The organism is Flavobacterium frigidimaris (assembly GCF_002217275.1).
GTDB lineage: Bacteria > Bacteroidota > Bacteroidia > Flavobacteriales > Flavobacteriaceae > Flavobacterium > Flavobacterium aquidurense.
Genome location: NZ_MUGV01000043.1, coordinates 108,158 through 128,598, shown reverse-complemented (window position 1 = coordinate 128,598; position 20,441 = coordinate 108,158). Strand labels below are relative to the sequence as shown.

General features: G+C 34.0%; 14 protein-coding genes. 10 read left to right on the top strand and 4 right to left on the bottom strand.

The features are described 5' to 3' along the window. Positions 1 to 218 precede the first annotated feature (218 nt). Positions 219 to 764, top strand: coding sequence for a hypothetical protein (locus B0A65_RS23370; protein ID WP_207556474.1), 546 nt, complete (start codon positions 219 to 221; stop codon positions 762 to 764). Positions 765 to 788: 24 nt separating this feature from the next. On the opposite strand, the gene B0A65_RS21245 is transcribed toward B0A65_RS23370, so the two are convergent. Then, positions 789 to 1,148 (bottom strand): winged helix-turn-helix transcriptional regulator, encoded by a 360-nt coding sequence (locus B0A65_RS21245; RefSeq protein ID WP_074663237.1) that lies wholly within the window; start codon positions 1,146 to 1,148, stop codon positions 789 to 791. A gap of 452 nt (positions 1,149 to 1,600) precedes the next feature. Between B0A65_RS21245 and B0A65_RS21240 the strand changes: the two genes are divergently transcribed. Together B0A65_RS21240 and B0A65_RS23595 are read left to right on the top strand one after the other, a co-directional pair. After that, positions 1,601 to 2,344 carry an SDR family oxidoreductase gene (locus tag B0A65_RS21240; protein WP_074663234.1) on the top strand — a complete coding sequence of 248 codons (744 nt, stop codon included), beginning with the start codon at positions 1,601 to 1,603 and terminating at the stop codon, positions 2,342 to 2,344. Between the two features lie 295 nt (positions 2,345 to 2,639). Next, positions 2,640 to 3,218 carry a cupin domain-containing protein gene (locus tag B0A65_RS23595; RefSeq protein WP_083370520.1) on the top strand — a complete coding sequence of 193 codons (579 nt, stop codon included), beginning with the start codon at positions 2,640 to 2,642 and terminating at the stop codon, positions 3,216 to 3,218. A 13-nt stretch (positions 3,219 to 3,231) separates the two neighbouring features. Here the strand turns inward: B0A65_RS23595 and B0A65_RS21230 are convergent, their stop codons facing one another. After that, positions 3,232 to 4,332, bottom strand: a complete 1,101-nt coding sequence (locus tag B0A65_RS21230; RefSeq protein WP_074663231.1) for a PepSY-associated TM helix domain-containing protein — start codon at positions 4,330 to 4,332, stop codon at positions 3,232 to 3,234. 246 nt (positions 4,333 to 4,578) lie between these two features. On the opposite strand from B0A65_RS21230, the gene B0A65_RS21225 reads away from it, so the two are divergent. Both B0A65_RS21225 and nagB read left to right on the top strand, forming a co-directional pair. Beyond that, entirely contained in the window at positions 4,579 to 6,993 is a 2,415-nt protein-coding gene (locus B0A65_RS21225; protein WP_242670329.1) for a TonB-dependent receptor, read from the top strand. A gap of 251 nt (positions 6,994 to 7,244) precedes the next feature. Further along, on the top strand, positions 7,245 to 9,158 hold the full coding sequence (gene nagB / locus B0A65_RS21220) for a glucosamine-6-phosphate deaminase (protein ID WP_074663228.1): 1,914 nt from the start codon (positions 7,245 to 7,247) through the stop codon (positions 9,156 to 9,158). Positions 9,159 to 9,394: 236 nt separating this feature from the next. On the opposite strand, the gene B0A65_RS21215 is transcribed toward nagB, so the two are convergent. Both B0A65_RS21215 and B0A65_RS21210 read right to left on the bottom strand, forming a co-directional pair. Then, positions 9,395 to 10,108, bottom strand: coding sequence for a LytR/AlgR family response regulator transcription factor (locus B0A65_RS21215; protein ID WP_074663225.1), 714 nt, complete (start codon positions 10,106 to 10,108; stop codon positions 9,395 to 9,397). Between the two features lie 62 nt (positions 10,109 to 10,170). Beyond that, positions 10,171 to 11,229, bottom strand: coding sequence for a sensor histidine kinase (locus tag B0A65_RS21210; RefSeq protein ID WP_074663221.1), 1,059 nt, complete (start codon positions 11,227 to 11,229; stop codon positions 10,171 to 10,173). 427 nt (positions 11,230 to 11,656) lie between these two features. Here B0A65_RS21210 and B0A65_RS21205 point away from each other — a divergent pair, with 427 nt between their 5' ends. The 5 genes from B0A65_RS21205 (at position 11,657) to B0A65_RS21185 (ending at position 20,440) form a co-directional block, all read left to right on the top strand. Further along, positions 11,657 to 13,534, top strand: coding sequence for a sodium:solute symporter family protein (locus B0A65_RS21205; protein WP_074663218.1), 1,878 nt, complete (start codon positions 11,657 to 11,659; stop codon positions 13,532 to 13,534). A gap of 421 nt (positions 13,535 to 13,955) precedes the next feature. Next, entirely contained in the window at positions 13,956 to 14,921 is a 966-nt protein-coding gene (locus B0A65_RS21200; protein ID WP_074663378.1) for a glycoside hydrolase family 130 protein, read from the top strand. Between the two features lie 7 nt (positions 14,922 to 14,928). Then, a complete protein-coding gene (locus B0A65_RS21195) occupies positions 14,929 to 15,996 on the top strand; it encodes a carbohydrate-binding family 9-like protein (protein WP_074663214.1) in 1,068 nt (355 codons plus the stop codon). Between the two features lie 6 nt (positions 15,997 to 16,002). Then, positions 16,003 to 17,085, top strand: coding sequence for a putative glycoside hydrolase (locus tag B0A65_RS21190; protein ID WP_074663211.1), 1,083 nt, complete (start codon positions 16,003 to 16,005; stop codon positions 17,083 to 17,085). A gap of 217 nt (positions 17,086 to 17,302) precedes the next feature. Then, the gene (locus tag B0A65_RS21185; RefSeq protein ID WP_074663376.1) at positions 17,303 to 20,440 is read left to right on the top strand and encodes a glycoside hydrolase family 2 TIM barrel-domain containing protein; all 3,138 of its coding nucleotides are present in this window, start codon (positions 17,303 to 17,305) and stop codon (positions 20,438 to 20,440) included. Position 20,441 lies beyond the last annotated feature (1 nt).

The window sequence follows — 20,441 nt, the reverse complement described above, 5'->3', positions numbered from 1 at the left end:
TCGGAAAAATTAATTTTCACAGTAAAGAGAAGAACACTGTGGCTTAAATTTTAGCGTGACAAATAAGATTCCAATGTTAAGTTTTTAATCTGAAGTAAAACTTAACATTGGCGAGGTAATTTTAATAGTATATTTGTTAATAATTAATTAACATTAAATTAAAATTAGAATAACATTGCAAATTATTCAAATTTTGACTCAAATAAAACCGCTTCAGTATGAAAGAAAATGAAAGTACAATTGAATTAAATCAAAATTCAGAAAGTGATAATTTAAATGCTATCGAACCAACTGTTAATAAAGAAATTGCCGAGAATGAAGTACCAACTGATTCAAAGCCAAAGCCAGCAACAAAGCCAAAAACTCCAGTTGCAAAAAAGAGTCCAGTAAAAAAGGCAACAGTTTCAGCTCCAATAGTTACAGAGCAAAAAGAAGAGGCTGTATCAGCTGAGGCTTCACCAGAAACCGAAGAAAGTGTTTCAGAAGATAAAAATAATAGTAAATCTAAAAAGAAGAAGACAAAGATGAAAGAAAAATACGCAAAAGACAAGGACAAAGAAAAAGCGAAAAAGAAAAAACAAGTAGCAAAGAAAAAAGAAAAAGCGAAAGAAGATAAAAAGAAAGAGAAAGCTAAAAAAGCAAAGCAAAAAGCAAAAGCTAAAAAACAAGCTAAAGCAAAAAAAGCAAAGGAAAAAGCTAAGGCTAAAAAAATTGCTAAAAAGAAAGCTAAAAAATCGAAATCAAAATCGAAAAAGAAAAAATAAAAATAAAAATAACGCCCTGAAATTTCAGGGCGTTATTTTTTTAGAAGCATTTTCCTTATTTCTTATATGTTCCCGATGTGAAATTCCCCAATTGATCATTTCAGATATAATAGGACCAAAAGATCGACAATATTCTGTCGATTCATAAAGTATGGGTACTTTTGCATCACGGTCTTCCGTTCTTTTTACCAGATTATTGAGTTCCATATCTTTTAATTCTTTGGAAAGCATACGTGAAGTAATTCCCGGAATACTTTGCTGAATTTCTTTGAATCGGGTGTTTCCATTGCAAATAGAATTGATAATGGGCAATTTCCATTTACCACCCAAAACATATAAAGTATCCTGAAGAGCCTGAAACTCTTCTTTCTGATTTCTCGCCATTGGTATTATTTTAACACTAAGATATAAAAACTTTTTTCATCATAATTTTTTCACCATATAAGTGATATAAGTTCATTTAAACTTTGTGGTTGGTTTGAGTAATCTTTGCGGATGAGGTCATTTAAGCTGGAATTATAGTATAGTAATTTTTTCACCATATAAGTGATATAAGTTCATTTTAAACTTTGAGGTTAGTTTGAGTAATCTTTGCGGATGAGGTCATTTAAGCTGGATTTATTTGGAGTAATTTTTATAGCATTTATTTTAAGTGCTAAAATACTCATTACTTATATGACCTCAACTTTTATACAAAGCATCTAAACAGTTGTTGTAATATGAACTTATATAACTTATATGGTGGAAAAAAAACACGCAGTATACTCAATGATACCGCTAAGAAAGCAATGTCTTTTCAGATTTAACTTTGTACCGTTAATTTAAAACATATAAAAATGGACAATTTAAAAAATAAAGTTGCGGTAATTACCGGAGGAAATAGCGGAATCGGGTATGCAACAGCAAAACAACTTAAAGAACAAGGAGCAACGGTTATCATCACCGGAAGAAGAAAAGAAGCAATTGAAAAAGCAGCATCAGAATTAGGGGTTCACGCCATTGTTGCGGATCAGTCTCGTATTTCAGACATTGAAAATTTGGCTTTAAAAGTAAAAGAAGATTTTGGTCAAGTAGATATTCTTTTTATCAATGCCGGAATTACAACCAAAGGAACAATTGAAGAAGCAACAGAAGAATTATTTGACAGCGTAATGAATATTAATTTTAAAGGCGCATATTTCACCTTGAGTAGATTTACTCCTATTTTGAATGATGGTGCTTCAGTGGTATTTCTTTCTTCGAATACAGCAAGTATGAGTTATGCCGGAACTTCAATTTATTCTTCAAGTAAAGCGGCTGTGAATTCTATAGTGAAAATTGCAGCTTTGGAATTGGCTCCAAGAAAAATCAGAGTGAATTCGATTAGTCCTGGTCCGACAGAAACTGAAATAATGAAAAAAATAGGATTAGATGAAGAAGGAGTTAAAACTTTAATGAACGCTATTGTTGATACTATTCCCCTCAAACAAATGGGAACATCAGAAGATGTTGCCAAAATGGTTTCTCATCTAAGCAGCGAGGCTTCAAAATTCATAACCGGAGCCGATTTTATCATGGATGGCGGAATGGTTTTAGCTTAAAACTTTTGTTTCAAGTTTCAGGTTGAAATAAGTTTAACCGCACTAAGATCTACGCAAAGGTCGCAAAGTTATTACCTTATAGCTTTGCGATCTTTGCGTTTTATAAAACCTTGCTAAAAATCTTTGCGCACCTTGCGGTTAAGTAGCATAGCATTTCAAATCTCACAATTCACACTGTCCATTTCACTCCTTAGTTTGTCCGTTTGGACTATTTTCTGATTTCATAAGCAGGATTGTCGATATACTTTTGACGAAGAAATTAACTGATAATCAATTAATTTAAAAATCAAGAATTATGGAACCAAAGAAAAACAAAACATGGGTAGTAGTAGCTATTATCATTTTAGGAATAATCGCTTTTTTAATTCCGAATCAAATTGCCGCACAAACGGGTATAAAACGAACCGATTTACAACGACACGATCTTAGTATTCCCGGCCATGAAACCCTACAGGCCAGAATTGATTTTGAAGCACATTCCGCTTTCGGAAAACATTCTCATCCGGGAGAAGAAGTTATTTATGTCCTTGAAGGTTCATTAGAATACGAAATTGAAGGACAAGCTCCGGTAACATTAAAGGCAGGAGAAGTACTTTTTATTCCGGCAGGCGTAATTCATTCAGCAAGAAATAATAGTGATGCAAAAGCGTCAGAACTGGCTACTTATGGAAAAGAAGCTGCTATTTTGCCATTTCCATTACAAACTACTTTTATGTCGCCGTTGCGAAAAGCAGCGCTGGATCAGCAAAAATGGGATATGATTTTATTTTGGGGAGGGCAAATAGCACCTATTTTAAAACATACCAAAGCAACCGAATTAATGCAGGCGCTAATAACTGAAACAACAGCTTATTTTGATGATTTGAAGGTTTAACAGAATACCTAAATTATGCAGTCAATTTTATAGATTTTTTCTTCTTTTTCTTCTTTTTCAACCAGATGATAAATCCGGTTATAGGTAAACTTGCAGAAATTAAGCTGGCAAAAAAGGCGATTATTTTACCAAACAAACCAAAAAAGCCTCCTGTATGAATGTCGTAATTACTAGCTTCGATAGTATCTGCAGCACTAAAATCTTTATATAGCTTATAACGAAGTAGTTGTCCGGTTGAAGGATCAAAGAAAAAAGTATTTTGTTTTCGCGACCATTGGTATGGGTATAGCATTCTTAATCTCAGATCACCATCTTTTCGTACCGATAATGTTGTCGTATTTGCTCCCGGATATTGTTGTATTGCAGTTTTGTAAATTCGATCATAACGAATCGCTACAGGTTCTTCTTTAGCAATAACTTTCGAATCTACTTTTGTTCCTTCACTAAGTTCACTTCCGGTTAAGAATGATGCAGTATTTTTCACTCCTTTAAAAGCAAAAAACAAACCGGTAAGTGAAATAACAATCAGAAAAAATGAAGCATAAAATCCTAATACATTATGCAAATCATAATTAACCCGTTTAAATGTTCCTTTCCACTTGATTGTCAAAGATTGTTTGATTAATCTTATTTGGTTCGGGAACCATAAAATTAATCCTGTCAAAAGCATGAATGTAAAAATAACAACAGACCATTTCTGAATAAAACTTCCTGTTTCGCCCAGAAGTAAAGAGGTATGAAGTTTTCTTACTACAGTTAACCAATCCTGTTTTTCACTATTAATCAAAGTGGCATCATACGGATTGAAATAATATGTTTTCTTTTTTGTAGAAAGTTCTACAGTGGCATTATTAGCTTTTTGATTGATTTTGATCGAAGTGATTTTTTGTTTTGGTTCTGCTTTTTCAAAGTGGAGAACAATTTCCTTAATACCTGCAAATGGTATGTTCTGAATTGGAACATATAATACTTCTTGCTTGCTGAAGCTTCTTATTTCTTCTTCAAAAACATAAATGCAGCCTGTGATACTAATTATAAAAACAATTATTCCGGTTGCCAAACCTAACCATAAATGAACTTGGCGTGCTATATTCTTGATTTGTTTTTGATTCATTTTGTAAGCGTATACTATATTAAGTTCAATTTTTCGCTGAATTTAGGCAAAGATGCTCGCAAATGTAGATGTATTTTAGAAACAGTCCAAATAATAATTTCTCTATAAAGAAGAATAGTAGCGTCGTTAATTGAATAAAATGTAAAGCAAATATTTTTTAAAAAATAACAATTAGCTGTTGATATATTTGGAAATATATTGTTCTTTTGCGCTTTAATTTAGAATCAGTTTAAATAAATATAAAGCATGAAAATACCATTACAACTAATTTCCTATTTTATAAAATCTTCAAATACAAAAAAATCAAGTTTACAAAAGACATCAGCTTTTTTACTGTTTATGTTTTTATTGTTTATTTCTGGATCTGTTATGGCTCAGGCTTCATCTACAGGAACGGTTTCCGGTAGCGTAATTACAAATGACGGAAATGCCAGTCAGGGTGTAATTGTTAAGTTAATAGAACTAAACAAAAACGCAGTAACGAATTCAGCAGGTAATTTTGAGTTTAAAAAACTTCCCTTTGGAAAATATACGTTAGAAGTTACAATGTCTGGTTATGCATCTTCTACCGAAACTGTAGAAATTACAGAGCAGAATCCATCAGTTTCAATTGACATCAAAGTAAATTCTTCCGTTGAGAATCTGGAAGATGTTGTAATTCGAACAGGAGGAAATCGTTTTGCCAAAAAAGAAAGTTTTGATGTTGCCAAAATGCCTTTAAAAAACATTGAAAACTCACAAGTTTATATCGTAGTAAGTAAAGAGTTAATGAAAGAGCAGGTAGTAACAGACTATAATAGTGCTTTTAAAAATGTTCCGGGAGCCGGTATTGCCGAAGTGAGAAACCAGGGCCGTACTACTTCTATGTCTAGAGGTTTTCCAACTCCTCAAGTCGTTAGAAACGGTGTGGGAAGTTTTACTTACACTACAATTGATCCGGCAAATTTAGAGCGTATCGAGGTTATCAAAGGACCATCTGCAACACTTTTCGGAAGTACATTATCATCATTTGGCGGATTGTTTAACCGTGTTACTAAAAAGCCTTTCGATACTTTTAAAGGTGAAGTTTCCTATTCTGCGGCAAGCTGGGATTTGAACCGATTGACTTTTGATATTAATACACCATTAAACAAAGATAAGACCGCTTTGTTCAGAATTAATACGGCTCTGCATAGCGAAAGAAGTTTTCAGGATGCAGGATTCAATAAAAACTTTTCAATTGCGCCAAGTTTTTCATACGAAATCAACGATAGATTAACTCTTTTAATTGATGCCGAATTTAGTATGTACAAAGCAACTTCGCCAACCAGACTGGCTCCGTTTGTGGTAGCAAACACACAAAGCAGTATTGAGGATCTTAATATTCCTTATAAATTATCTTTTGCCAATAATACCATCAATTACACAAGTCAGCAATACAATATTTTTGCACAGTTAAAATATAAAATATCTGAGGAATGGACCTCTCAAACTATTTTGTCAAGAACAAGATCATCTTCTGATGGTTATGTCGTGGCTTTGCAAATGCGATCACCTACAACATTAAGACAACAGGTAACCTATCAGGAATCACCATTTTATGGAACTGATATTCAGCAAAATTTTATCGGAAAATTTAATATTGGCAAGCTTAAAAACAGAGTAGTAGCCGGCTTAGATTTTTACAGTCTGCGTGCGACCAGAAATGATGCAATAGTAAATATGCCAGCAATGGATTATAAGAAGCCAGGTGCAGCTTATGATAACTTTAATATCCAAAAAGTGGAACCAATGTTTGCCAATGCAACTTTTACAAATTTTGTATCTAACGATGAAGATACCTATAGCGCTTATGTTTCTGATGTTTTAAATGTAACGGAGAAATTATTAGTAATGGGTGGTGTTCGTATTGATAAATACGAGAATCACGGTACGTACTATCCTAGCAAGGATTCTATTGCAGGAAATTATAATCAGACAGCGGTATCTCCAAAATTTGGAGTAGTCTATCAAATTGTAAAAGATAAAGTAGCTGCTTTTGGTAATTACATGAATGGTTTTAGTAACGTTTCAGGTTCAGATTTCAATGGTAATACTTTCAAGCCAAATCAGGCCAATCAATGGGAAGGTGGTTTTAAATTTGACCTTAATAAAATATCGGCAACTCTTAGTTATTACGACATTGCTGTTACTAATATAACACGTGATGACCCGGATCATGCAAACTACTCAATTCAGGATGGAACGCAGGTGAGTAAAGGTTTTGAAGCCGAATTTATTGCCAATCCAATTTCAGGATTGAATATTGTGGCCGGTTATACCTATAATGATAGTAAGTATGAAAAAAGTAATGCTAGTGTTCAGGGTTTAAGACCAAGTACTGCCGGATCTCCCAGAACTGCTAATTTATGGGCAAGTTACAGATTGACTACCGGTGGGGCGCAAGGTTTAGGAATTGGTTTTGGAGGTATTTACGGAAGTGAATATTATCAGACGAATACAACAACTTTCAAATTTTCAATTCCGTCGTACACGGTTCTGGATGCATCACTTTTTTACGATCAGCCAAAATACAGAATTGGTCTTAAAATTGACAACTTAACAAATGAAAAATATTGGTCATACAGGCTTGCAGCACAAAACCCAACACGTGTTACCGCAAATGTAACGTTTAAGTTTTAAGCTTTTTTTAAACAACTCTTTAAGACTGTTTCAGCACACATAAAAGGGATTAATTCATTGGTAATGAATTGATCCCTTTTTGTTTTTTATCAATAATAAAAAGGTGCTTTAGAGATTTTATTTCCGCCTGATATTTTCTTTACGTTTCCAATTATGCTTTTTGCCGAAGCTTACGAGTCATCTGTCGAATTTTTAATTTTTTAGTGCATGTAATCTATAATTTTATGCTAATAAATTAAGACAACACACAAATGATTAATGAAAGTATAAATTTTAAAGAAGCTGGAAAGTTTGAAGAAACACGTTTTGAAAAGATTCATAATGTGATTTTTGATTCGTCTCAGGAAGCTTCTATATTAGTTGCCCAGGAAATCGCGAACATTATTCAGAGAAAAGAAGAATTGAACGAACCTTGTGTTTTAGGATTGGCAACAGGATCTTCTCCTATAAAAGTATACGAAGAATTAGTACGACTTCATAAAGAAGAAGGTTTGAGTTTTGCGAATGTGGTGACTTTCAACTTAGATGAATATTATCCGATGGATAAAAATAATATTCAGAGTTACTGGTATTTTATGCACGAACATCTTTTTAATCATGTAAATATTTTACCTCAAAACATTAATATTCCTGACGGAAATGTCAGCAGCGAAGATCTTCAGCAATATTGTATTGATTATGAAATGAAGATTAAAGATTACGGCGGACTGGACTTTCAGCTTTTAGGAATTGGAAGAACAGGCCATATCGGATTCAATGAGCCGGGATCTCACGTAAACTCAGGAACCAGAAGTATTACGCTGGATCACTTAACCCGCGTTGATGCCGCATCTTCTTTTTTAGGAATTGATAATGTACCGAGAAAAGCGATTACAATGGGAATTGGTACGGTAAAAAATGCCAAACGAATTGTATTGTTAGGATGGGGAATCAGCAAAGCTGAAATTATCAAAAAAACAATTGAAGGTGAAATTTCTTCAAGAGTACCAGCTACCTATTTGCAACAGCACAACAACACTACATTTGTTTTAGATACCGAAGCGTCATCAGAATTAACCAGAGTAAAAACGCCCTGGCTAGTAAAATCTGTGATCTGGACAGAAGAACTAAAATTGAAAGCGGTTGCCTGGTTGAGCGAATTGACTCAAAAACCTTTCCTTAAATTAACCGACAAAGATTATAATGACAACGGAATGTCAAGTGTGTTGACTGAAGAAGGAACGGCATATCATTTAAACATAAAAATGTTTAATAAAATGCAACAAACTATCACAGGCTGGCCAGGTGGAAAACCAAACGCAGATGATACTTACAGACCAGAACGTGCAACGCCAGAGAGAAAAAGAATTATCATTTTCAGTCCACATCCGGATGATGATGTTATATCAATGGGAGGAACTTTCGACAGATTGGTAGAGCAGGGACACGATGTTCATATTGCGTACCAGACATCAGGAAATATTGCCGTTTCTAATGAAGAAGCTTTAAAATTTGCTGAAATCTCAAAAGCATTAAATGCTAATTCTGTGGAATCAGAAAATATTATCAACTTTTTGAAAACCAAAAAAAGCAATGATATTGATTCCTTAGAAGTACGAAAATTAAAAGGTTTGATCAGAAGAAGTGAATCTTTAGCCGCAACACGTTATTTAGGATTGCCGGATTCAAATGTAAATTTCCTGGATCTTCCGTTTTATGAAACAGGAACAGTAAAGAAAAATAATTTGGGTGAAGCGGATATCGAAATTATGTGTGATATTATCGAAAGAATTAAACCACACCAAATTTATGCAGCCGGAGATTTAGCAGATCCGCACGGAACACATAAAGTGTGTCTGGACAGTTTGTTTGAAGCTTTAAAAAGATTAAAACACAACAGTTATATGGATGACTGCTGGGTTTGGTTATACAGAGGAGCGTGGCACGAATGGGAGTCGTATCAAATTGAAATGGCAGTACCAATGAGTCCGGATCAGGTGCTTAAAAAACGCCATGCCATTTTCTATCACCAGTCTCAAAAAGATGGCGTTATGTTTCAGGGAGATGACAGCAGGGAATTCTGGGTAAGGGTAGAAGACAGAAACCGATTAACAGCAGAAAAATATCACGCTTTGGGATTGGCAGATTATTCGGCTATTGAAGCTTTTAAACGTTATTATTTCTAAGATTTATTTAAAATATAATAAACTATTTTCATGTGGTTTATTTGGTGGTTAGTTACCAACTTTGAAAATGCAGCCCTGGTAAGGCTGCATTTTTTTTATGTATTGCGAATTTAACCGCAAAGTTCGCAAAGGTTATTTGTTTTTTTGGACTTAGTAAAGTGAAAAGGGCGCAAAGCTGTACCGCATAGTAAAACGTGAAAAATATCCACAATCTTGTCACGAAACGGTCTGTATTTTTAAATCGATGAATTCAAAATCCTCTGCTTCACATGTTCCATGTACGATCTTCCAATTACATATCTAAGGCCTTCAATCTCAATGCTGTTTCCTTCAACAGCGTCGATTTTATCGATTGCGATTGTGTATGATCGATGTATTCTTAAAAAGTTTCTTTCAGGAAGTAAATCGGTGAAATCTTGCAAAGTGCTATGAATGATGTATTTGCCTGTTAGGGTATTTATTTTTAAATAGTCTTTTAAACTTTCAATGACCAAAATTTCATTAAAGAAAATCTTCTTCATTCTTTTCTTGTCAATTTTTACAAAAATAAAAGGGCTTTCCGGACTAATTTCCTGTGGAGTATTGTTTTTACTTTCAAGTCTTTTACTTGCTTTATTTAAAGCTTTAATTAACCTCGGAAATTCGATTGGTTTTACCAGATAATCCAATACATCTAATTCGTAAGTTTCGATTGCAAACTGACTATAGGCACTTGTTATAATAAGTAAAGGCGGATTTTCAATACTTTTTATAAAATTGATACCATCAAGAACCGGCATGTTAATATCTAAAAAAACGACATCAACAGTATTGTTTTTTAAAAAATTTAAACCTTCTATTGGATTACTAAAGGTGTTGATTACCTCAAAATTTTCGATAGGCTCTAAATAATTTTTAATGACATTAATTGCCAATGGTTCATCATCTATGATTAAACAATTTATTTTCATCTTTATAAATATTATTTTTTGAGCGAAATAATTTCGATGGTATTTTCTTCAACTAAGCCGTATTAAGTGACTTTAATTTTCAGCTTTACGACAAAAATATTCTTTTTATTTTTAAAAGAAAGTTTGTACTCCTTTTTATTATAACCTAATTCCAGTCTTTTTTTTACGTTTTCAATTCCTATACCACTTGACTGGTTAAAATTGTCTGTATGCTGCGTAATTTCTGGCATTGGATTCGAAATTGTAAAATGCAGATAATCGTCTTTTACCTTAAAATTAATATTGATTATAACTTTTCCCGTGTTTCTGTTTACACCGTGTTTAAAAGCATTTTCAATAAAAGTCAATAAAATTATAGGAGCAATTTCCTTATCATGAATATCACCTGAAATAGACATATTTACTTCTAATCGATCATCATTTCTAATTCGCTCCAGGTCCAGATAATTTTGGATACACAGTATTTCGTTTTCCAAACTTTGTCTTTTGCTTTTGGTATCATAAAGCATATAACGCATTAATTCGGAAAGTTTTATTACAACTTTAGGCGTTTTGTTTGATTTCTCTACGGCTAAAGAGTAAATATTATTCAGTGTATTAAAGAAAAAGTGTGGAGAAATTTGCGACTTCAAAAAAAGCAATTCTGTTTCCAGTTGCGATTTTTCAAGATCCGTAACTCTCTTTTGCTCTTTCATGAAATCGAAAGTTATTTTAATTGCAGCCACAAAAGTGATTACATACAATTCTCCCATCATCATCTCGATGGTGTAATTGAGGGTCAGTTTATTTATGACTTCCGGTCCTTCAGGCCAAACGTTGTGTGCTATTAATAAGTAGGTAAGATTGTATTTTAGAATTACCATTAAAAAAATAGAGGATAGAATAGCAAGTACATACAAAATGTATTTTTTTCTATAAATCAGATAGGGCATAAAAATCAAAATATTCAAATAACATAAAGTCATGTGAATTGGAAAACCCAGCAAGTTTGTTTTTAGTGAATACCAGTAATCATCGAAATAACTTCCCCATCGAAAAGTATTAAATAGAAAGTAAGTAAGCCAAAAAAGGACATGATAACGCAACGGTATACGATAAAATTTGCCAGAACTGAAATTCATAATAAGAGTGTTTTTTGTGACTTTTTTTGATGTTTATCTTCGTTTATATGTCGTCCGTCTAAAATAGTTTTACTGAAAATCAAATTTGTTTAGATTTAGAGTTAAATTAAGATTGTTTTTATCTGAAGAAATTGATCTTTTGTTTTACCGCCTAATTCTGATTGCAAGTTGTAAAATAAAAGTGTACAAAAATAAAAGTCGGTGATTTTTTTTTAAACCGTGTTTTCTTCGCTAAATCGATTTACATATAAAATAAAATAATCATGTTAACTAAGAAACAATATCGCATCATCAACAAGTTTTTCCTGAGGTTTCTAAAATCAATCTAGAGTTAACTTATTCCTGAGATTTAAAAAAAAATAACCAAACAGACAAAAGGCTGAAACAACAATAAAAATTAACTAACCAAAAATAAATAATAAAATTAATGGATATCATTGACGTATCGATCATCGTAGCCTACATTCTGCTTTCAGTGGGAATAGGAATTTGGATTTCAAGAAAAGCATCAAAAGGTTTAGATGATTATTTCCTTGGCGGAAAAACAATCAAATGGTATTTTTTAGGTTTGAGTAATGGTTCCGGAATGTTCGATGTTTCAGGAACTTCCTGGATGATTGGTGTTTTGTTTTTATATGGTGTAAAAAGTTTTATGTTTATGTGGCTTTGGCCAATATGGAATCAGATTTTTGTGATGATGTTCCTCGCAGTCTGGATCAGAAGATCAAAGGTAATGACCGGTTCTGAATGGATTTTAACCCGTTTTGGAAACGACAGAGCCGGAAAAGCGTCCCATATTATTGTGGCCATTTTTGCAATTATTTCTACCATTGGCTTTATTGCTTATTTCTTTGAAGGAATCGGGAAATTCATCACGATTATCCTTCCTTGGGATTTAACGCTTCAATATGGAGATTTAATTCTCTTGACATCAGAACGCTCTTATGCTTTAATAATCATATTTTTAACTACAATTTACACGGTTAAAGGTGGTATGTTTTCTGTAGTGGCAACAGAAGTGGTGCAATATTTAATTATGATTATTGCCAGCGTTTTGATCGCAGGTTATGCCTTTGTAAATTATACTGATATTCAGATTAATTCTGTGATTAGTACAGAATGGAAAAATGTTTTCTTCGGATGGCAGTTTGAAACCCAGTGGAGCGAAAAGTTCCAGACCTTCAATAATTTAATTGATTCTGAAGGATACAAAATGTTCGGTGCTTTTATCGGAATGACATTGTTTAAAGGTTTCTTCGCCAGTGTTGCCGGACCAACGCCAAGTTACGATTTACAAAGAATTCTGTCTACAAAATCGGTAAAAGAAGCCGCTTATATGAGTGGTTTCACGAACTTGATTTTATTCATTCCAAGATATTTATTGATCACCGGAATTGTGGTTATCGCTTTGATCAACCTGGCGCCCGAATTAAATGCAAACACAGGTTTAACCGGAGCCGATTTGGAATTATTAATGCCAAAAGTGGTTAATTTATATTTGCCTGTTGGAATAAAAGGACTTTTACTTGCTGGTTTATTGGCGGCCTTTATGTCTGGATTCTCTGCTTTTGTAAATGCAGGACCAGCCTATATTGTAAACGATATTTATAAAAAATACTTCAAACCGGTTGCAACTAATGCACACTATATTAAGGTAAGCCAGATCTCTTCTTTTGTAGTGGTTGGTTTAGGGGTTTTCATGGGATTCTTTGCAGATTCTATTAATTCCTTAACCTTATGGATCACAAGCGCCTTGTACGGAGGTTATGTGGCAGCCAATTTTCTAAAATGGATTTGGTGGCGTTTTAACGGTTGGGGTTATTTCTGGGGAATGTTTGCCGGCTTAATTGTAGCATCTTTCCAATTCGTTTTAGGACAGTATAAAGGCACTTTTACCCAAGGATCATTTTTATATGATTTATCAGAAGTGCAGGCGATTTACTTATTTCCGGTCATATTTGGTTTCTCTATTTTAGGCTGTCTTTTAGGAACTTTCTTAAGCAAACCAACAGACATGGTGGTGTTGCGCTCTTTTTACTCCAATGTTAGGCCTTGGGGATGGTGGGGTCCGGTTTATAAAACCTTAAAAGTAGAAGATCAGACTTTCGAAAAGAACAATGATTTCTGGAAAGACATGCTGAATTGTGTCATAGGAATTGTATGGCAGTCGAGTATGATTTTGCTTCCGATATACTTTGTGATCCGGGATTATCCAAAAGCGATTGCAGCATTGGTTGTGTTTTTAGTGACTACGACAATTTTGAAATTTACCTGGTTGGATAAGGTTAGGAAGATAGAGGATTAATTAGATAATTAGTCAATTAGTCAATTAGATAATTAGTCAATTAGAAAATTAGATAATTGAATATAGAAAATAGAATATAGAAAATAGAAAATAGAATATAGAATATAGAATATAGAAAATAGAATATAGAAAAATATTAAACACATAGAAACATACCTTTTAATTGGTAAAAAGAGATTAAAAGAAACTAGTTTCTCACACATAGCTGTGTTTCTTTAAGTTAATGAAATGGCTTTTTTAGGTTTCATACGCTATGATTCTATGTGTTTAAAAAACAAATCATTAAAACGCATAGGACATAGAACTTCAATTGTGAAAAAGAAACTAGTTTCCCACACATAGCTTTGTTTTTTTTAGCATCTATGTTTCTATGTGTTTTAAAAAAAAAGATAAACAAAAAACAACAAAAAAATATTTAAAGATGAGTACAATTCCTTGGCAAGACAGACCCGAAAACAGCAATGATGTAATGTGGAGATATTCTGAAAATCCTATTATAGAAAGATATGCTATACCATCGTCAAACAGTATTTTTAATAGTGCTGTTGTTCCTTTTGGTGATGGATTTGCAGGTGTTTTCAGATGCGATAATAAAGCGGTTCAAATGAATATTTTTGCCGGTTTCAGTAAAAACGGAATCGATTGGGATATTAACCATGAGCCAATTGTAATGCAGTCTGGTAATACTGAAATGATCGAATCGGCATATAAATATGATCCTCGTGTTGTTTTTATCGAAGATCGCTACTGGATTACGTGGTGTAATGGCTACAACGGGCCAACAATCGGAATTGGCTATACTTTTGACTTTAAGGAGTTTTTTCAATGCGAAAATGCCTTTTTGCCTTTCAACAGAAATGGCGTTTTGTTTCCACAGAAAATCAACGGAAAATATGCGATGTTAAGCCGTCCGAGTGATAACGGTCATACCCCTTTTGGAGATATTTGGATCAGCTACAGCCCCGACATGAAATATTGGGGAGAACACCGTTTAGTAATGAAACCAACTCCTTTTGAAGACAGTGCCTGGCAATGTACAAAAGTAGGAGCTGGACCTATTCCAATCTTAACTAACGAAGGGTGGTTAATGATTTACCACGGTGTTATCAATACCTGCAACGGTTTCCGTTATGCAATGGGATCGGCACTTTTAGATGTCAATGCTCCGGATAAAGTAAAATACAGAACGCAGCCTTATTTATTAGGACCTGCAGAACTTTATGAAATGGTTGGCGATGTACCCAATGTGGTATTCCCATGTGCTGCTTTGCACGATACTGAAGAAGATAAATTAGCTGTTTATTATGGTGCTGCTGATACCGTTGTGGCTATAGCATTTGGTAAATTAAGCGAAGTAGTGCAGTTTACAAAAGATAACAGTTTATAGAAAAAATATGCGTTTAAAATCTAAATGTTTTGCAGTTGCTTTAGGAATTCTTTGCATAAGTGGCTATGCGCAAGCGAAAAAGGCTGTTGTACCAAAAACGTATGTTGCATCAAAAACAACAACTCCCATTATTATTGATGGAGAAGAAACGGATGCTTCGTGGAATAAAGTAGAATGGACTGCTCTTTTTGAAGATATCTCAACTGAGGTAAAACCAAAATATGCCACCAAAGTAAAAATGCTTTGGGATGAGACCAACTTTTATATCCTGGCCAAAATGGAAGAACCACACGTTTGGGCCAATTTAAAACAACGTGATACCATTATTTTTTACAATAATGATTTTGAAGTTTTCATAGATCCCGATAGCGATACTTTTAACTATTATGAATTAGAAATTAATGCTTTAAATACAGCTTGGGATCTATTTTTAACAAAACCATACAGAGAAGATGATAAGGTAGTTTTAAACGACTGGAATATTCCAGGATTAAAATCGGCTGTAAAAATCAACGGAACATTAAATAATCCAAACGATACTGATGAAGGCTGGGTATTGGAAATGGCAATTCCGTGGGCCTCTTACAAAACAACTTTTTTTGATCAAAATGTTCCTGCAGATAAATTCTGGAGAGTTAATTTTTCGAGGGTTAACTGGCAGCATGACATCAAAAATGGCAGTTACGAACGAAAGAAAGATGCTGAAGGAAAATTTCTTCCGGAGTACAATTGGGTTTGGTCGCCAATGGGTGTAATCAATATGCATGAACCTGAAAAATGGGGTTATGTTTATTTTTCTTCAAAAGAAGGAAAAGACAGTTTTGCAATTCCGCAGGATGAAAAAGTAAAATGGGAATTGTACACACTTTACCGCGCACAGAAAGAATACCATAGCAAAAATAAAACATGGGCAAAATCGATACCAGATCTTGCTAAGAAACCAATTACTGTTGATGGAAAAGTATTAAAACCAGTGCTCGAAAATCATACAACCGGATTTAATATAGCTGTAAAAAGTCCATTTTCGAATAAAACATTTATTATAGAAGAAGACGGCAAAATAATATCAAAATAAACCACTATGAAACTACCAAAACTATTACTTTTTTTATTGGCACTTAGTATTTTTTCCTGTGCTAAAAAAGGAGAACAAACCACCTTTAAATTTGGAGTCTGGACAACGGCAGATGCTAAAAAGTCTGACGCAGATTACACCAAAGAATTCAAAAAATACAAAGACGGAGGAATTGACGAAGTCTTAATAAATACAGGAACTGATCCAAAACTTCTAACAAGAATAGCACCTTTAGCGGCAAAAGAAGGTTTAAAAGTACACGCCTGGATTATGGCGATGAACAGACCTGGAGACTCCATTGCTTTACAACATCCGGATTGGTATCAGGTAAGTAAAGAAGGAAAATCTTGCTTTGACAACCGTCCGTACGTAGATTATTACCAATGGTTATGTCCAACCAGAAAAGAATCAAGAGAGCACGTTTTGCATTTAGTTGAAGAGTTAGCAAAAGTAGAAGGTATCGAAAGCGTTCACTTAGATTACATTCGTTTTCCGGACATCTTTTTGCCAATCAGCTTATTGCCAAAATACAACCTGGTTCAGGATGTAGAATTGCCGCAGTTTGATTTTTGTTATTGTGATGAATGTGTGAAAGCGTTCGAAAAAATCCACCACAAAAATCCAAAAACAAGTCGCAATACTTCTATCGATATGGAGTGGAAAAACTTCAGGCTTAATGCGATACAAGCTGTAGTAAATGATGCTTACAAAATTGTACACAAACACAATAAAAAACTAACAGCAGCGGTATTTCCTTATCCTGAAATGGCCGATCATATGGTGCGTCAGCGTTGGGATAAATGGGATATTGATGAAGTGTATCCAATGATTTATCATAGTTTTTATGATGAAGAAATTGACTGGGTGGGTTACGCCACCAAGCAAGGTGTAGCCGATTTACAAGGCAAACAAACGAAAGTAAATACCGGAATTTATATTCCGGGATTAAAATCGGACAAAGAATTAAAGGAAGCCATTTTGTTAGCAAAAGAAAATGGAGCCGTAGGAGTTTCTTTTTTTGATGGTGGCGCTTTATCTGAAAGCAATCTAAAAACCATTAAGGAAACAAAAGCAAGCTTAAATAAGTAGTAGTTTTATCAAATCCGGATCTCTGCAGTGTTGGTTAATGCAGCTATTCGGATTTTGAACGAAAGTAACTTTATATATTTGCAGGAACCATGATAGTAATCGTGGTTCTGTTTGTTTTTATTGAGATAGGATTCATTCTGTGTGAGAAAAAGAATGTTTTACTATTTTTTGAAGAAATAAAATCTAAGATTCAGCACAAAAGAATAAAAATCAAATGATGAAAAAAACTGTATTCATAGCCGCACTCACAATAGTTTCTATATTTTCTGCCCAGGCACAGGAAAGTACTCCTTATTGGCAAAATGAAAAAATCAATGAAGAGAACAGAGAGTCGATGCACGCGGCCTATTATGTTTTTGAGAATGAAAAATCAGCAGCCAATAACGACTGGCGCTCATCAAAAAATTATTTGGATATCAACGGAGCCTGGAAATTTAAATATGTTGACAGCCCGGCAGATCTTCCCGCAGCATTTGAAAAAAGCAATTTTAACGACCAATCCTGGGACAATTTTAAAATTCCGGCAAGCTGGGATGTAAATGGTTACGGTTTTCCTGTTTACACTAATACAACCTATGATTTCGCAAAATACATAAAAGTAAATCCACCTTTTGTTCCCACAAATTATAATCCGACTGGAGTGTACAGACGCGAAGTTACAATCGATAAGTCGTGGGAAGGGAAAGATATTTTTCTGCACGTTGGTACAGCAAAATCAAATCTTACGGTTTGGGTAAATGGCGTTTATGTGGGTTATGGTGAAGACGGAAAATTGCCATCCGAATTTAACCTGAACAAATATGTAAAAACAGGTAAGAACACGATCGTTTTAAAAGTAATGAAATGGAGCGACGGTTCCTATCTAGAATGTCAGGATTTCTGGAGATTTAGCGGTATTACAAGAGATTCTTATTTGGTTGCCCGAAATAAAACCCATTTAAAAGATTATGAAATCGTTCCGGATTTAGATGCTTCTTATGTAAATGGAAGTTTAAAAATCACGACTGAATTTTCCGCTGTAAATAAAAAAGACAATTATACTTTAGAGGTTCAATTAAAAGACGGTGATCAGGTCATTACCTCAAAAGTTATTTCCGCTTTAAGCGAAAAACAAACGTTTGATTTTGCTGTAAATAACCCGAAGAAATGGAGTGCTGAAATTCCGAATTTATATCAGGTTAATTTTCTTCTAAAAGATAAGAAAGGAAATAGTATTGAAGTTATTCGTCAAAATATTGGTTTTAGAAAAGTAGAAATTAAAGGCGGACAGCTTTTGGTAAACGGAAAAGCGATTTACATAAAAGGAGTAAACCGTCATGAAACGGATCCTGTTACGGGACAAACGATTTCTAGAGAACGCATGGAAGAAGATATTAAATTGATGAAAGAATTTAATATCAATGCGGTAAGAATGTCCCATTATCCAAACGACGAATATTTCTATGAATTATGTGATAAATACGGAATTTATGTTGTTGATGAAGCAAATATAGAATCGCACGGAATGGGTTATGATCTTACTAAAACCTTAGGAAATAAACCAAGTTGGGAGCTGGCCCATTTACAACGCATGCAACGTATGGTGGAGCGTGATAAAAACTATCCTTCGATTATTATTTGGAGTATGGGAAATGAAGCGGGTAATGGTTATAATTTTTACAGAGGGTATTTGTGGATTAAAGACCGTGATAAATCAAGACCAATTCAGTACGAAAGAGCCACTGCCGGAGCATGGGACGGAAAGGATCTTAGATACGAATGGAATTCGGATATTATTGACCCAATGTACAGTTCGCCAGATAAAATGGAAGAATATATTTTGGCAAATCCAAATCCGGACAGGCCTTATATTCAGTGCGAATATGCTCATGCGATGGGGAATTCAATGGGGAATTTTAAAGATTATTGGGATATCATCAGAAAGTATCCAAATTTTCAGGGAGGTTTTATATGGGATATGATCGATCAGTCCGTTTATAAAAAACAACCAGACGGAACTGTAGTTTTAGCCTACGGAGGTGACTTTGGACCTAAAGACACGCCAAGTGATAATAATTTTTTGGACAATGGTGTTTTTAGTCCGGAAAGAAAACCAAACCCACATGCTTTTGAAATGCGAAATGTATATCAAAACATTCTGACATCGTGGGAAAATAAAGAAACGACAACTATAAAAGTATACAATGAATTTTCGTTTAAAGATTTAAGCAATGTGAGTTTGCATTGGAAATTAATTTTGGATGGAAAAGAAACTGAAAGCGGTGTTATTGATAATTTAGACATAAAACCTACTGAATCGAAATCCTATCAATTACCAGTTAATTTAGACGGAAAAAAGTTTCAGGAAGCTTTTGTAAATGTGACGTATCATATCAAACAAGACGAACCGTTTTTACCAAAAGGTTTCCAGATTGCAACAGATCAATTGGCACTTAAAGGAAGCTGGAAAAACGATATTAAAATTGAAGGCGGTTCAAAAATAACGGTAGAGAAAAAGGAAAACAGTACCGTATTTAAAAGTGATAAAATGGAAATTGCTTTTGATAAAAAATCGGGATTTATAAATGGTTATTCATTCAATAAACTGCCAATTATAAAAGAAGGGTATCAATTGCGTCCTAATTTATGGAGAGCGCCAAACGATAATGATTTTGGAGCTTATCTTCAGGAAAAACTGAAAGCGTGGAAAGACGCAACGGAAAATCCGACACTTGTGAGCTGGTCTTATGTGGCAAAAGACAATAAAATTATTGTTACAGCAACATATGATTTACCTCAGGTTGTTTCAAAATTAGTTTTGAATTACGAACTTAGCGGCAACGGAGAATTAAGCGTGAAAGAAGAGATAAACATTGATAAAACAAAAGAACAGCCCATGCTGCCAAGATTTGGTATGGAAATAATTATTCCGAAAGATTTTAGCACTATGAGTTATTACGGAAGAGGACCACACGAAAACTATATTGACAGAAATTACAGTTCACAGGTTGGGCTTTATACACAAACAGTTTCAGAGCAGTTTTATCCGTATATCCGTCCACAGGAAACCGGAAATAAAACCGATATTCGCTGGGTGGAACTATCCAACGATAAATTGAAATTAATCGTAAAATCAGATGATTTGTTGTCGATAACGGCTTTGCATTATTTAAATGAAGATCTTGATGACGGATTGAAAAAAGATCAAAGACACGCCGCCGAATTGAAAGAAAGAGATTTAACCAGTTTAAAAATCGATTACAAACAAATGGGTGTTGGAGGTATTGATAGCTGGCAAGCGTGGCCAATGAAAAAATATCTTTTGCAGGACAAAAATTACCAATATCAATTTAAAATTACACCATCTTTAAAATAAA